This is a genomic window from Luteimonas sp. FCS-9, assembly GCF_001014645.1.
Lineage (GTDB): Bacteria > Pseudomonadota > Gammaproteobacteria > Xanthomonadales > Xanthomonadaceae > Luteimonas.
Map to the genome: position 1 here is coordinate 108,961 of NZ_LASZ01000006.1, position 13,370 is coordinate 122,330.

A 13,370-nucleotide genomic window follows, 5' to 3' on the forward strand; every position below is an offset into this window, starting at 1 on the left:
GCGGCCGCGACGCCGTAGCGCTCGGGCCTTCGACGCCGACGCCATCACCGCGGCCCGGCCTGGGCCTCGCCTGAATCCGCGCGCCCGGGCGGGCGTCGCGCGGAGTAGGCTGGCGCGGTCCCCGTCGACCGGAGCTTCCCAATGAAACGCCTGTCCCTGTTCGTGCTGTCGCTGGCCTGCGCGGTTCCCGCGTTCGCCGCCCCGAAGGCCGATCCGGTCGAGTGGATGCTCGACGGCGAGACCTTCGCCGGCGTGCTGGTCTACGACGATGCCGTCGCCGTGCCGAGGCCCGGCCTGGTGATGGTGCCCAACTGGAAGGGCGTCAACGACTCGGCGGTCGAGAAGGCCCGGCAGGCGGCCGGCGACCGCTACGTCGTGCTGGTCGCCGACGTCTACGGCAAGGACGTGCGGCCCACGACCGATGCCGAGGCCGGTCCGGTCGCCAAGGCGCTGCGCGACGACCGGCCGACGCTGCGCGCCCGCGCGCGCAAGGCGGTGGAGGTGCTGAAGGCGCAGCCGCAGGTCGACGGCACGCGGATCGCCGCGTTCGGTTTCTGCTTCGGCGGCACGACGGTGCTCGAGCTCGCGCGCGACGGCGTCGATCTCGCCGGCGTCGTCAGCCTGCACGGCGGCCTGTCGACGCCGCTGCCGGCCGCGGCCGGCGTGGTCAAGGCGCCGGTGCTGGTGCTCAACGGTGCTGCAGACCAGAGCGTCAGCGCGGCCGACATCGCGGGCTTCGAACGCGAGATGGACGCCGCCGGCGCCGACTGGCAGTTCGTCAACTACAGCCGCGCGGTGCACTGCTTCGCCGAAGCCGACGCCGCCAGCCCGCCCGGCTGCGTCTACGACGCACGCGCAGCGACGCGCGCGTGGCGGCAGATGGGGGACTTCTTCGAGGAAGCGCTGGCGTCGCCGAGGCGCTGACGCGTCGCGCTGCGGCGCCGGGCACGCGCCCGGCCGCGGCCTCAGTGCCCGCGTTCGACCGCGTAGCGGGCCAGGCCGCGCAGCGCGGCGACGGCGTCGTTGTCGGGCAGACCGTCGAGCGCGCGGTCGGCAGCGTCGGCGTACTCGACGGCGCGGGCGCGGCTGTAGTCGAGGCTGCCGGCGTCGGCGATCGCGGCCAGCACCTCGGGCAGCGCGGCGGTGTCGCCCTGCTCGACGATCGCGCGCAACCGCGCGCGGCGCTCGGGCGCGGCCTGCGCCATCGCGTGGATCAGCGGCAGCGTGGCCTTGCCCTCGGCGAGGTCGTCGCCGAGGTTCTTGCCCAGCGCCGCGGCGTCGCCCGAGTAGTCGAGCACGTCGTCGGCGATCTGGAACGCGTAGCCCAGCTGCATGCCGTAGTCGTAGAGCGCCTGCTGCGTGGTCTCGTCGGCGTTCGACGCCATCGCGCCCAGGCGGGTGCCGGCGGCGAACAGCACCGCGGTCTTGCGCTCGATCACGCGCAGGTACGCGGCCTCGTCGGTGTCGGGGTTGCGCACGTGCAGCAGTTGCAGCACTTCGCCTTCGGCGATGCGGTTGGTGGTGTCGGCGAGCAGGCGCATGACCGCCATGCTGTCGAGCTCGACCATCAGCTGGAAGCTGCGCGAGTACAGGAAGTCACCGACCAGCACGCTGGCCGCGTTGCCCCAGATCGCATTGGCGGTGCTGCGGCCGCGGCGCAGGTCGGATTCGTCGACGACGTCGTCGTGCAGCAGGGTCGAGGTGTGGATGAACTCGACGATCGCCGCGAGCTGGTGGTGGTCGGCGCCGACCGGCCCGGTGGCCCGGCCGGCCAGCATCACCAGCATCGGCCGCAGCCGCTTGCCGCCGGCCGAGACGATGTGCTCGGCCACCTGGTTGATCAGCAGCACGTCCGAGGCCAGCCGGCGCCGGATCAGCGCGTCGACCTGGGCCATGTCCGCGGCGGCGAGCGTCTGGATCGCCGGCAGGTCGAGCCTGGCGGCCGGGGCGGCGGCGTTGTTCATGCGGGATCCGGGACGGGCAGGCCCGGGATTATAGGAGAGCCCCGACGGCGACGGGTGGGCTTTCCCGGCCCGGGGCGGGGCGTTCGCGGATCGCGCCCCGGCGACCGGTATAATTCACTGTCCGCGCCCCTTCTTCTTTCCGGACACCCGCGCCGGCGCAATTCCAAGGAATCCTCATGGCCCGTGGCATCAACAAAGTGATCCTGGTCGGCAACCTCGGCAACGATCCCGACACCAAGTACACCCAGGGCGGCATGGCCGTGACCCGCATCAGCCTGGCCACGACCAGCGTGCGCAACGACCGCGACGGCAACAAGCAGGAGCGCACCGAATGGCACCGCGTGGTGTTCTTCGGCAAGCTCGGCGAGATCGCCGGCGAGTACCTGCGCAAGGGCAGCCAGGTCTACGTCGAAGGCGAGATCCGCTACGACAAGTACACCGGCCAGGACGGCGTGGAGAAGTACTCGACCGACATCGTCGCCAACGAGATGCAGATGCTTGGCGGTCGCGGCGAGGGCGGTGGTGGCGGTGGCGGTGGCGGCTACGAGCGCGGCAACCGTCCGCAGCGCGGGCCGGGCAACGACGGCCCGCCGCAGCGCAGCGCCCCGGCGCAGCGCCAGGCGCCCCAGCAGCAGCGTCCGGCGCCGATGGACGACTTCTCTGACGACGACATCCCGTTCTGAGGCCTGCAAGGCCCGGCGATGACGACGCATCCGCTCGCGATGCGGCTTATGGACCCCCGAGCGATCGGGGGTCTTCGTTTGTGGCCGCCGCAGGCGTCGCGGGCGGCGGCAACGCGGCCGGCCCGGACCGAGCGGACGCTGCGATGAGCGGACCGGCCGACGAGCGGCTGCGCGTCGCCGAGCACGCGCTCGACACCCCGCGCGGCACGGTCCACGCCACGGCCTGGACGCACACCGGCGGTGGTGCGGCCGGAGCCCCGATCCTGCTGTTCCACGAGTCGTTGGGCTGCGTGGCCGCGTGGGGGTCGTTCCCGGCGCGGCTGGCGCTGGCGACCGGTCGCGGCGTCGTGGCCTGGGACCGCATCGGCTACGGGCGCTCGACCCCGCGCCAGGCGTTGCCCGGACCCGGTTTCGTCGAGGACGAGGCGGCGTTCGCGATCGGGACGGTCGTGCCGGCGCTCGGCCTCGGTCGCGTCGTCGTGTTCGGGCACAGCACCGGCGGGTCGATGGCGCTGCTGGCGGCGGCGCACCGTCCGGCGGAATGCGAAGCGGCGGTCGCGGTCTCGGCGCAGGCCTTCGTCGAGGCGCGGACGGTCGCAGGCGTGCGTGCGGCGCGCGACGCGTTCGCGGTCGATCCGGCGCGCTTCGCGCGGCTGCAGCGCCTGCACGGGCCCCGCGCGCGCTGGGTGCTCGATGCCTGGACCGAGACCTGGCTCGCGCCCTGGTTCGCAGGCTGGCGCCTGGTCGACGCGCTGCCGGCCGTGCGCTGTCCGGTGCTGGCGCTGCACGGGCGCTCCGATCCGTTCGGCAGCGAGGCCCATCCCGAAGCCATCGTCGCGCACGTCGGCGGGCCCGCGCGGTGCGTGCTGCTGCCCGGTTGCGGCCACGTCCCGCATCGCGAGCGCGAGGCGGAGGTGTTGCAGGCGGTCGCCGGCCTGTTGCAAAGGCGGCCGCCGCGCTAGGGCTGGGCGATGTCGAAGCGCCGCTGCGGCACCACGTCCGTTCGGGACGCCGGGCCTGGACGCCGGCGACACGATGCGCGGTCGATCCCCCGCATCCTCGCGATGTCCGGACGGCCGGTCGCGGGCCGCGCCCGCGGCTAAGCCGGCGGCGTCGCGCCGTCGTCGGACGCGTCGAGCACGTCGCCGGCCTCGTCGAGCAGCAGCCGGGCGCGCCGGCCGGCGTAGTAGAACGTCGCGCGCCAGCGGCCGGCATCCTCGCCGACGCCGCGTTCGCACAGCACGCTGACCTTGCCGTCGGCCATCAGCTGGCGGAACGCCGGGCCGTCCAGGCCCAGGCGTCCGGCGACCAGCGCCCCGTCGACCTCGAGCGATGGCTGGCGCCGCCGCGGCGCGGCGATCGTGAACGCCTCGCTCACAGCGCGATGCCGGCCAGCGATTCCGCGTCCAGGGCGCCGAAGTCGCTGGCGGTGTCGGCGAAACGCTCGATCAGCGCGCCGCGCGACGCGTCGTATTCGATTTCGGGCGCGGGCACGTCGTCGCCCGGGGCGTCCTGATGGCCATGCATGGGAATGCTCCTCGTTTGCGGACATCCTCGCGCGCCCGCGCGGGGCATGCCTTGATCTGGGTCAGGTGCCGGCCGGCGCTTTTGGTTGTCGCGGTTCCGGCCAGCTGCGATCATGCGTCCCCGTGCGGCGCGCCCGGTCCAGGGCGTGGGCCCCGGGCCCCGACCGTCGGCACCGCCGCGAAGCGATGGGACCGTGCGATGAAGCTCAAGCTCGATGCCTACACGCTGCGCCTGTTCGTCGCGGTCGCGCATGCCGGCTCGATCGCCCAGGCGGCGCGCGCTGCGCACATCTCGCCATCGGCGCTGTCGCGCCGCATTGCCGAACTCGAGGACACGCTGCGCGCGCCGGTGTTCATCCGCTCGCCGCGGGGCCTGGACCTGACCGAGGCCGGCCGCTTCGTGCTCGGGCATGCGGAACGGATCAACGCCGAGATCGAATCGCTGGTGCGGGAGGTCGCGCACCTGGGCGAGGGCGAACTGCGCGGCCACGTCCGCCTGCATACCAACCCCGCCGCCCTGATCGGCGCGCTGCCCGAGCGCCTGCGCCGGTTCGGCGAGCGGCATCCCCAGGTCAGCCTCTCGATCGTCGAGGACGATACGCACCGCGTCGTACGCGCATGCCTGGAGGGCGACGCCGACCTCGGCGTAGGCGTGTCCGGCCCGATCCCCCCGGGCCTGGAGCGCTGGTCGTTCGTGCCCGACGCAGTGCACGTGGTGACGCTGCGCGACCATCCGCTCGCGGCCGCCGACGGGCCGCTGACGTTCGCGCAGGTGCTCGACTACCCGGTCATCGGCTACCGCGCCGGGGGGGCGCTCGACGGGCTGGTCAGGGCCCACGGGCGCCGCCGCGATCCCGGGTTCCACCCGCGGTTGACCGTCGGCAGCTTCGACGCGATCTGCCGGATGATCGAGTCGGGCCTGGGCGTGGCGCTGATGCCGGCGAGCGCGCTGCGCGCCTACGCCGGCAGCGCGCGCTTCGCCTCGCGCGCACTCGACGACGACTGGGCGCGCGCGCGTTCGCTCGACATCTACGCGCTGCGCCGCACGCCGCAGCCGCCCGCCGTGCTGGCGCTGATCGGCCTGCTGCGCGAGACCTCCGACGACGCCGCCGCGCCGCCGGCCCCCGGCTGACACGGAGGCGCGCGGTGGGGCGCCCGTTTTCGCGATGGCCCCCATCGCAAATTCGCAGGCCGCAATCTCGCGCCGGCCTGCGACAATCGGACGCACCGCACTGCGGCCTGCGCCATCGACGTGACCCGCGCATGCGCTGCGCACCTGGCCGATGCGCGCCGGGCGTGCGCATCGCGCACCCACGCACCAGCGACGCCGCGGCCCGCACGCAAGCGGGCGCCCCGCGCGATCCCCGCGTGACGCAACTCCAGCCATCCTGAAAAGGTCGCCAACCATGTCCAAGCCCCCCTCCGATCCCGCGGCCTCGCCGTCGCGCCGCCGCTTCTTCAAGGGGCTGACCCTGCTGCCGGTCGCCGCCGCGCTGCCCGGCTGCGGCGGCTCCGGGGACGTGGCGCCTGCGCGCGACTACGTGCCGACGTTCTTCAACGCGGCCGAGTGGACGTTCCTCGTCGCCGCCTGCGATCGCCTGATCCCGCACGACGAGATCGGGCCCGGCGCGGTGGAATCGGGCGTGCCCGAGTTCATCGACCGGCACATGCAGACGCCCTATGCCAGCGGCGCGATCTGGTACATGCAGGGGCCGTACCTCGAGGCGCCGCCGGAGTTCGGCTACCAGGGCCGCCTGCCGCTGCGCGACATCCTGCGCGTGGGCATGGCCGCGACCGATGCGCACTGCAGGCAGGCGTTCGAGGGCCGCACGTTCGCGCAGCTCGAACACGCGCAGCAGGAGGCGCTGCTCACCGCGGCGCAGGACGGCAAGCTCGAACTCGACGACATCTCGTCGAAGGTCTTCTTCGCCAACCTGCTGGCCGAGGTCAAGAACGGCTATTTCTCCGATCCGGTCCACGGCGGCAACAAGGACATGGGGGCGTGGAAGATGATCGGCTACCCGGGCATGCGGGCCGACTACATCGACTGGGTGACCGTGCGCGACCGGCCGTATCCGCTGCCGCCGGTCGACCTGTCGGGCAGGAGGGGCTGAGCATGGCGACGACGAAACCGAAGGTCGACGTGGTCATCGTCGGCATGGGCTGGACGGGCTCGATCCTGGCCAAGGAACTCACCGACGCGGGCCTGCACGTGGTCGCGCTCGAGCGCGGCGCCGACCGCGACACGCAACCCGACTTCGCCTATCCCAAGGTGGTCGACGAGCTCGAGGGCTCGGTGCACCGCAAGTATCTGCAGAGCCTGGCCCAGGACACCATCACCATCCGCCACAACACCGGCCAGACGGCGGTGCCGTACCGGCAGATGGGCTCGTTCAAGCCGGGCACCGGCGTCGGCGGCGCCGGCAGCCACTGGTCGGGCTGCCATTTCCGCGCGTTGCCGGAGGACTTCAACTTCCGCAGCAACATCGAGCAGCGCTACGGCCGTGGCTTCATCCCGCAGGACATGACCATCCAGGATTTCCCGGTCAGCTACGAGGAGCTCGAGCCGCACTTCGACCACTTCGAGTACGTCTGCGGCACCTCGGGCAAGGCCGGCGTCATCAACGGCGTGCTGCAGGAGGGCGGCAATCCGTTCGAGGGCTCGCGCTCGCGCGAGTACGCGCTGCCGCCGAACCCGAACTACCTCGGCGCGGAGCTGTTCTACGGCGCCGCGCGCGAAATGGGCTGGCATCCGTACCCGATCCCGGCGTCCAACACCTCGCGCGCCTACACCAATCCCTACGGCTGCCAGATGGGGCCGTGCAACGCCTGCGGCTTCTGCAGCGACTACGGCTGCCTGAACTACTCCAAGGCCAGCCCCAACGCCTGCATCCTGCCGGTGCTGCGCCAGCGCGAACTGTTCGAACTGCGCACCCATGCCCAGGTGCTCAAGGTCGACCTCGACAGCACCGGCCGCAAGGCCACCGGCGTGACCTATCTCGACGCGCAGGGCCGCGAGGTCCGGCAGCCGGCCGACCTGGTGCTGCTGTGCGCGTTCTCGTACATCAACGTGCACCTGATGCTGGTCTCGGGCATCGGCACGCCCTACGACCCGCAGACCGGCGAGGGCACGATCGGCAAGAACTACTCGTACCAGAACCTCAACCGCGTGGTGCTGTTCTTCGACAAGGACGTGCAGGCCAACGGCTTCATCGGCATCGGCGGCGCCGGCACGACGATCGACGACCTCAACGGCAACCAGCTCGACAATGCCGAGGCCGGCTTCGTCGGCGGCGGCATCATCTGGGCGCGCCAGCCCGGCGCCGGCCCGGTGCGCGGCATCAACGTCCCGCCCGGCACGCCTGCCTGGGGCAGCGCGTGGAAGCGGGCCGCGGCCGATGCGTTCCGGCACTCGTTCTACTACGAGGTCCAGGGCGCCTGCATGTCCTACAAGCAGAGCTACCTGAGCCTGGATCCGACCTACAAGGACGCGTTCGGACGCCCGCTGCTGCGCATGACCTTCGACTGGCACGACAACGAGATCCGCGCCTCGCAGTACCTGGTCGACAAGGCCCAGCAGATGAGCCGGATCCTCAATCCGATCGCGATGTCGGGCGATGCGAAGAAGGACGGCACGCACTACGACATCACCAAGTACCAGAGCACGCACACCTGCGGCGGCGCGATCATGGGCGCCAACCCGAAGGACTCGGCGCTCAACCGCTACCTGCAGTCCTGGGACGTGCCCAACGTGTTCGCGATCGGCTCCAACGCGTTCCCGCAGAACAACGGCTACAACCCGACCGGCATGGTCGGCGCACTGGCGTACTGGGCGGCCAAGGCGATCGTCGACCAGTACCTGAAGGACCCCGGTCCGCTGGTGCAGGCATGAGGAGGCGCGCGATGAAGAAGACCCTCCTTTCGCTGGCGGCGCTGGCCGCGGTCGGTGGTGCCGCGCTGCTCGCCTATGCGCTGGTGCCGACCACGACGCCGGCCATCGCCGGGCCCGCGCCGTCGGCCGACGACGCGGCGCTGATCGAACAGGGCCGCTACCTGGCGGCGGCGGGCGACTGTACGGCCTGCCACACCGCGGCCGGCGGTGCGCCGTTCGCGGGCGGCGTGCCGATCGCCTCGCCGATCGGCACGATCTACAGCACCAACATCACGCCCGATCCCGACACCGGGATCGGCGGCTGGTCGCTCGACCAGTTCGACCGCGCGGTGCGCCACGGCCTGCTGCCCAACGGCGACACGCTGTACCCGGCGATGCCGTACCCGGCCTACGTGCGCATGCACGATGAGGACATCCGGGCGATGTACGCGTACTTCATGCACGCGGTGCCGGCGGTCGCGCAGGAGAACCGTCCGACCGGCATCCGCTGGCCGCTGTCGATGCGCTGGCCGCTCGGCATCTGGCGCAAGACCTTCGCGCCCGATCCGCAGGACACCGGCTTCGACGCCTCGCGCTACGCCGACGCGCGCATCGCCCGCGGCGCCTACCTGGTGCAGGGGCCGGGCCACTGCGGCAGCTGCCACACGCCGCGCGCGTTCACGCTGCAGGAAAAGGCGCTCGACGAATCGGGGTCGCAGTACCTGGCCGGCGGCCAGATCATCGACGGCTGGATGGCGATCAACCTGCGCGGCAATCTGGCCGACGGGCTGGGCGCCTGGAGCGAAGCGGACATCGTCGAGCTGCTGCGCACCGGCCGCAACCGGCACCAGGCGGTCGTCGGCCCGGCGATGGCCGACGTGGTGCTGCACAGCACCCAGCACCTGACCGACGACGACCTCGGCGCGATCGCCGCCTATCTCAAGACGCTGCCGCCCTCGGCCGACGAACCGTCGTCGTTCGCGCCCGACCCGGGCACCGCGCAGGCGTTGCAGGCCGGTATCAACGACAGCCGCGGCGCGGAACTGTGGGTCGACAGCTGCGCGGCCTGCCACCGGACCGATGCGATGGGCTACGACCGCGTGTTCCCGCGCATGCCGGGCAACGCGACCGTGCTGGCCGCCGATCCGACGACGCTGGTGCGGCTGATCCTGGTGGGCAGCGAGATGCCGAGCACGCGCACTGCGCCGTCGAACCTGGGCATGCCCGGCTTCGCGTGGCGGATGTCGGACGAGGAGGTGGCCGAGCTGGCGACCTTCGTGCGCAACGGCTGGGGCAACCGCGCATCGGCGGTCACGCCCGCGCAGGTGCGGCGGATCCGCCGCGACGTCGAGGCCGAGGCGGCGCATCGTGAGGCGCCGCACGACCCGACCGAGGTCGCCGAGCGCGGGTGACGCCCGCCCGGCGCGCGCGACGCGCCCTGCACGCCGCCGGCGATGGCGGCGTGCACCGGGCTCAGCGCACGCCGTGCATCCAGCGCCGCACCAGCGGCGAGAGCACGAAGTAGGCCAGCCCCGAGCCGACGCCGATCCACAGCATGATCTGGAACAGCTCGCCGTACCGGGCCGCGGCGACGGCCATGTCGATCGCCTCGCCCTCGGCCACGTCGAGCGCGGTGAGCTTGCCGAACTGCGCGGCCAGCACCTCCGAGTACGCGGTCGCCAGCCAGAACGCGCCCATCATCAGGCCCACCACGCGCGCGACCGACAGCTGGGTGACCGCCGACAGCCCGATCGGCGACAGGCACATCTCGCCGATCTCCAGCAGGAAGTAGGCCAGCACCAGCCACCACACGCTCGCCAGCACGCCGTCGCCCGCCGCCTGCGCGGCCATCAGCAACGGCACGAACGCCAGGCCCGCGAACACCAGGCCGATCGCCATCTTGGTCGGTTTGCCCGGGTTGAGGCCGCGGCGGTCGAGCCAGGGCCACAGCCACGAGAACACCGGGGCGAGCACGACGATGAAGAATGCGCCGAGGAACGTCAGCGAACCGGCGGTCTGCGGCACCAGCACCACGTCGTGCACCAGCGCGACCGCGAGCGCGACGACCATCGCGATCGCCGCCGCGCGCGCGGTGCCGGCGCGGCCGCGGTCGCTGGCGCGCAGCGCGAGCACCATCAGCAGCGGGCTGGCACCCAGCGCGAAGATCGCCCACGGCACGCCGGGCGTGTAGCCGCCGGGCGCCAGGCCGAACAGGTCCTTGGTCAGCATCCGGTCGGTGAACGTGACCCAGGAGCCGTAGGTCTGCTCGTAGAGCGTGAAGAAGACCAGCACGCCGAAGATCAGCAACACCAGCGCCAGCATCTGCTCGCGCTCGACCCGGCTGCAGTGCCGGACCAGGAACCAGACGAACCAGACCACCAGCGCCGCGGCGATCAGGTGCATCGCGCCGTGCACCGTCCACGTGCGCTGGATCAGCTGCCAGACCACCAGCGCGCCGCCGACGCTGCCGGCGTAGATCCACCATTCGCGGGTCAGCGGGCCGAGCTTCTCCGACAGCTTCGCCGGATCGTTCGGCTCGGCGTGGCCGTAGAGATACTTCTGTCCCCACAGGAACACGATCAGGCCGGCGACCATGCCGATGCCCGCAGCCCCGAAGCCGTATTTCCAGCCGTAGGTCTCGCCCAGGAACGCGCAGACCAGGCTGGCGAACAGCGCGCCGACGTTGATGCCGGCGTAGAACAGCGTGAAGCCCGAATCGCGGCGCGGATCGTCGGCCGCGTAAAGCTTGCCGACGATCGTCGAGATGTTGGGCTTGAGGAAGCCCACGCCCATGATGATCAGCGCCAGCGACAGGTAGAACACCTGCAGCGCGGCCTCGTCGCGCACGACCACGCCGTCGACCACGCGCGCCTGCTCGCCCTCGAACGCCATGCCCAGGTGGCCGAGCACCAGCAGCACGCCGCCCAGCACCACCGCCTTGCGCATGCCCAGGTAGCGGTCGGCGAGCAGGCCGCCGAGCACCGGGACCGCGTAGACCAGGCCGCCGTAGGCACCGAGCAGGTCGAAGCCGGCGTCGTCGCCGAACAGGTGGTACTTGAGGATGTACAGCAGCAGCAGCGCCTTCATGCCGTAGAAGGAGAAGCGCTCCCACATCTCGGTGAAGAAGCAGACGAACACGCCCTTGGGGTGGCCGAGGAAGTCGTCGGCACCGCTCCGGGCGGTGAGGGGGGCTGCGGCCATGGGCGCGTCGTCGTGGAATGGCGGAAGGCGCGAGTATAGGCGGCATCCGCCGGCGCCCGCCGCGCTAGAATCGGCGCTACGCGCGGGGAGCGCGTCCACCGGCCCGGCCGCGTCATGGCCGCCGCACACATCGAAGGGAGAACAGGGGATGGTCCGCAAGGGACTGCAGTGGATGGTCGCGCTTGTCGTGGCGGTCGCGTGCGCGGGCGCGCATGCGCAGGTCGATCTGGCGCCGTTCGTCGAGGACGACGGCTTCCGCGACATCAAGATCTCGCCGACCGGCGAATACTTCGCCGCGACGATGCCGCACGGCGACAGCACCGCGATCGGCGTGATCCGCTGGACCGACCGCAGCGTCGTCGGCAGCTACCGGCTGCCGCGCAACACCCACATCGCCGACTTCTGGTGGGCCAAGGACGATCGCCTGGTCTTCGCGCTGGCAGAACGCTTCGGCGCGCGCGACTATCCCAGCCCGACGGGCGAGCTGTACGCGATGAACGCCGACGGCTCGCGCGCGCAGCTGCTGGTGGGCTGGCGCGTGCGCGGCACGCCGACCGGCACCCGGATCCCGGCCGGCGGCAAGGCCGAGCTGGTCCAGGCCTGGCCGATCGACCTGCTGGCCGGCGATGCCCGCAACATCCTGGTGTCGGTGGCGCCCTTCACCCGCGATCCGCTGACCCGCGTCGACCGCCTGGACGTCTACACCGGCCGGCGCACGACCGAAGCCACCGTGCCGGTCGGGCGCGCGGACTTCACGACCGACCATGCCGGCGAGGTCCGCTTCGCGGTCGGCGCGCGGTCCGACAATCTCTCGCGGCTGTACTACCGCAAGGGACGCGGCGAGGACTGGCGGCTGCTCAACGACGAATCCCAGAGCGGACGCCAGGAATCCCCGATCGGCTTCTCCGATGACGATCGCATCGCCTACCTGCGCGTCTCCCAGCCCACCGGTCCCGATGCGATCGTCGCCTGGGACATCGCCGCCGATACTCGGCGCGAGGTGCTGCGCGATGCCGTCGTCGACCCCGAGATCGTGTACCGGCCGGGGACGACGACGCCGGTCGGCGCCCGCTTTCTCGGCGCGACCCCGCGCCAGGCGTTCTTCGACGACACCTCCAGCGATGCGAAGCTCGGGCGCATGTTCGAGCAGGCGTTCCCGGGGCAGGTGGTGCGGATCGCCTCGGCCACGCGCGATGCCTCGACCAAGCTGCTGCTGGCGACCAGCGACGTCGATCCGGGCAGCTTCTACACCTACGACGCGGCCACCAAGCAGGCGGAATTCGCGCTCGCCCGGCGCGAACGCGTCGATCCCACGCGGATGGCGCCGATGCGCGCGGTCTCGCTGCCGGCGAGGGACGGGTTGGTGCTGCACGGCTACCTCACGCGCCCGTCCGGACACGGGGACGGGCGGTTGCCGCTGGTGGTGCTGCCGCACGGCGGGCCGTTCGGCATCTTCGACGACTGGGCGTTCGATCCCGACGTGCAGGTGCTGGCGCAGGCCGGCTACGCGGTGCTGCAGGTCAACTATCGCGGCTCGGGCAACCACGGCCGCAGTTTCCGCCAGGCCGGCGCGCGCGGCTGGGGCACGACGATGCAGGACGACCTCACCGACGCCACGCGCTGGGCCATCGCGCAGGGCCATGCCGATCCGGCGCGGATCTGTCTCTACGGCGGCAGCTACGGCGCCTACGCTGCGCTGATGGGCGCGGCGCGCGAGCCGGACCTGTACCGCTGCGCGGTCGGCTACGTCGGCGTCTACGACCTGCCGCTGATGCGCAGCGAGAACCGCCGCTCCGCCGCGTGGGCGCGCACCTGGACCGACGAATGGGTGGGCGACGACGTCGCGGCGCTGGCGGCGCGCTCGCCCACGCGCCTGGCCGGGCAGATCCGCGCCCCGGTGCTGCTGGTCGCCGGCGGCGAGGACGAGGTCGCGCCGGTCGAGCACACCCGCCGCATGGAACGCGCGCTGCGCGCGGCCGACGTGCCGGTCGAGACGCTGTACGTGGACAACGAGGGGCACGGCTTCTACAAGCCGGAGAACAAGCGCGCGTTCTACACCCGGCTGCTCGCCTTCCTGTCCACGCACCTGGGCGGCGCCACCGCGCAGGAATGAATGCGCGCGAGG

12 protein-coding genes are annotated in these 13,370 nt (G+C 72.1%); 8 read left to right on the forward strand and 4 right to left on the reverse strand.

From position 1 onward, the window contains the following. The first annotated feature begins 141 nt into the window (after positions 1 to 141). Positions 142 to 924: a dienelactone hydrolase family protein gene (locus WQ56_RS07375; RefSeq protein WP_047136444.1), complete on the forward strand. Its 783-nt coding sequence runs from the start codon at positions 142 to 144 to the stop codon at positions 922 to 924. A gap of 41 nt (positions 925 to 965) precedes the next feature. Here WQ56_RS07375 and WQ56_RS07380 read toward each other — a convergent pair whose 3' ends face one another. Next, positions 966 to 1,964 (reverse strand): polyprenyl synthetase family protein, encoded by a 999-nt coding sequence (locus WQ56_RS07380; RefSeq protein ID WP_047136445.1) that lies wholly within the window; start codon positions 1,962 to 1,964, stop codon positions 966 to 968. A gap of 176 nt (positions 1,965 to 2,140) precedes the next feature. Here WQ56_RS07380 and ssb point away from each other — a divergent pair, with 176 nt between their 5' ends. Both ssb and WQ56_RS07390 read left to right on the forward strand, forming a co-directional pair. After that, entirely contained in the window at positions 2,141 to 2,647 is a 507-nt protein-coding gene (gene ssb, locus WQ56_RS07385; protein WP_047136446.1) for a single-stranded DNA-binding protein, read from the forward strand. Positions 2,648 to 2,790: 143 nt separating this feature from the next. After that, a complete protein-coding gene (locus WQ56_RS07390) occupies positions 2,791 to 3,609 on the forward strand; it encodes an alpha/beta hydrolase (RefSeq protein ID WP_047136543.1) in 819 nt (272 codons plus the stop codon). A gap of 137 nt (positions 3,610 to 3,746) precedes the next feature. Here the strand turns inward: WQ56_RS07390 and WQ56_RS07395 are convergent, their stop codons facing one another. Beyond that, positions 3,747 to 4,025, reverse strand: a complete 279-nt coding sequence (locus WQ56_RS07395; RefSeq protein ID WP_231583371.1) for a DUF6522 family protein — start codon at positions 4,023 to 4,025, stop codon at positions 3,747 to 3,749. Next, complete coding sequence (locus tag WQ56_RS18590) at positions 4,022 to 4,174, reverse strand: hypothetical protein (RefSeq protein ID WP_156170417.1); 153 nt, start codon at positions 4,172 to 4,174, stop codon at positions 4,022 to 4,024. The genes WQ56_RS07395 and WQ56_RS18590 overlap by 4 nt, the downstream gene beginning before the upstream one ends. Before the next feature lie 198 nt (positions 4,175 to 4,372). Here WQ56_RS18590 and WQ56_RS07400 point away from each other — a divergent pair, with 198 nt between their 5' ends. From WQ56_RS07400 to WQ56_RS07415, 4 genes are all read left to right on the forward strand, one after another. Next, the gene (locus WQ56_RS07400) at positions 4,373 to 5,305 is read left to right on the forward strand and encodes a LysR family transcriptional regulator (protein WP_047136447.1); all 933 of its coding nucleotides are present in this window, start codon (positions 4,373 to 4,375) and stop codon (positions 5,303 to 5,305) included. Between the two features lie 274 nt (positions 5,306 to 5,579). After that, positions 5,580 to 6,287 (forward strand): gluconate 2-dehydrogenase subunit 3 family protein, encoded by a 708-nt coding sequence (locus WQ56_RS07405; RefSeq protein ID WP_047136448.1) that lies wholly within the window; start codon positions 5,580 to 5,582, stop codon positions 6,285 to 6,287. A 2-nt stretch (positions 6,288 to 6,289) separates the two neighbouring features. Further along, on the forward strand, positions 6,290 to 8,065 hold the full coding sequence (locus tag WQ56_RS07410) for a GMC family oxidoreductase (RefSeq protein ID WP_047136449.1): 1,776 nt from the start codon (positions 6,290 to 6,292) through the stop codon (positions 8,063 to 8,065). Between the two features lie 11 nt (positions 8,066 to 8,076). Next, on the forward strand, positions 8,077 to 9,456 hold the full coding sequence (locus WQ56_RS07415) for a cytochrome c (RefSeq protein WP_082132254.1): 1,380 nt from the start codon (positions 8,077 to 8,079) through the stop codon (positions 9,454 to 9,456). Between the two features lie 61 nt (positions 9,457 to 9,517). Here the strand turns inward: WQ56_RS07415 and WQ56_RS07420 are convergent, their stop codons facing one another. Further along, complete coding sequence (locus tag WQ56_RS07420) at positions 9,518 to 11,245, reverse strand: oligopeptide:H+ symporter (RefSeq protein ID WP_047136451.1); 1,728 nt, start codon at positions 11,243 to 11,245, stop codon at positions 9,518 to 9,520. A gap of 148 nt (positions 11,246 to 11,393) precedes the next feature. Between WQ56_RS07420 and WQ56_RS07425 the strand changes: the two genes are divergently transcribed. Then, entirely contained in the window at positions 11,394 to 13,358 is a 1,965-nt protein-coding gene (locus WQ56_RS07425) for a S9 family peptidase (RefSeq protein WP_082132255.1), read from the forward strand. The last annotated feature ends 12 nt before the right edge of the window (positions 13,359 to 13,370 follow it).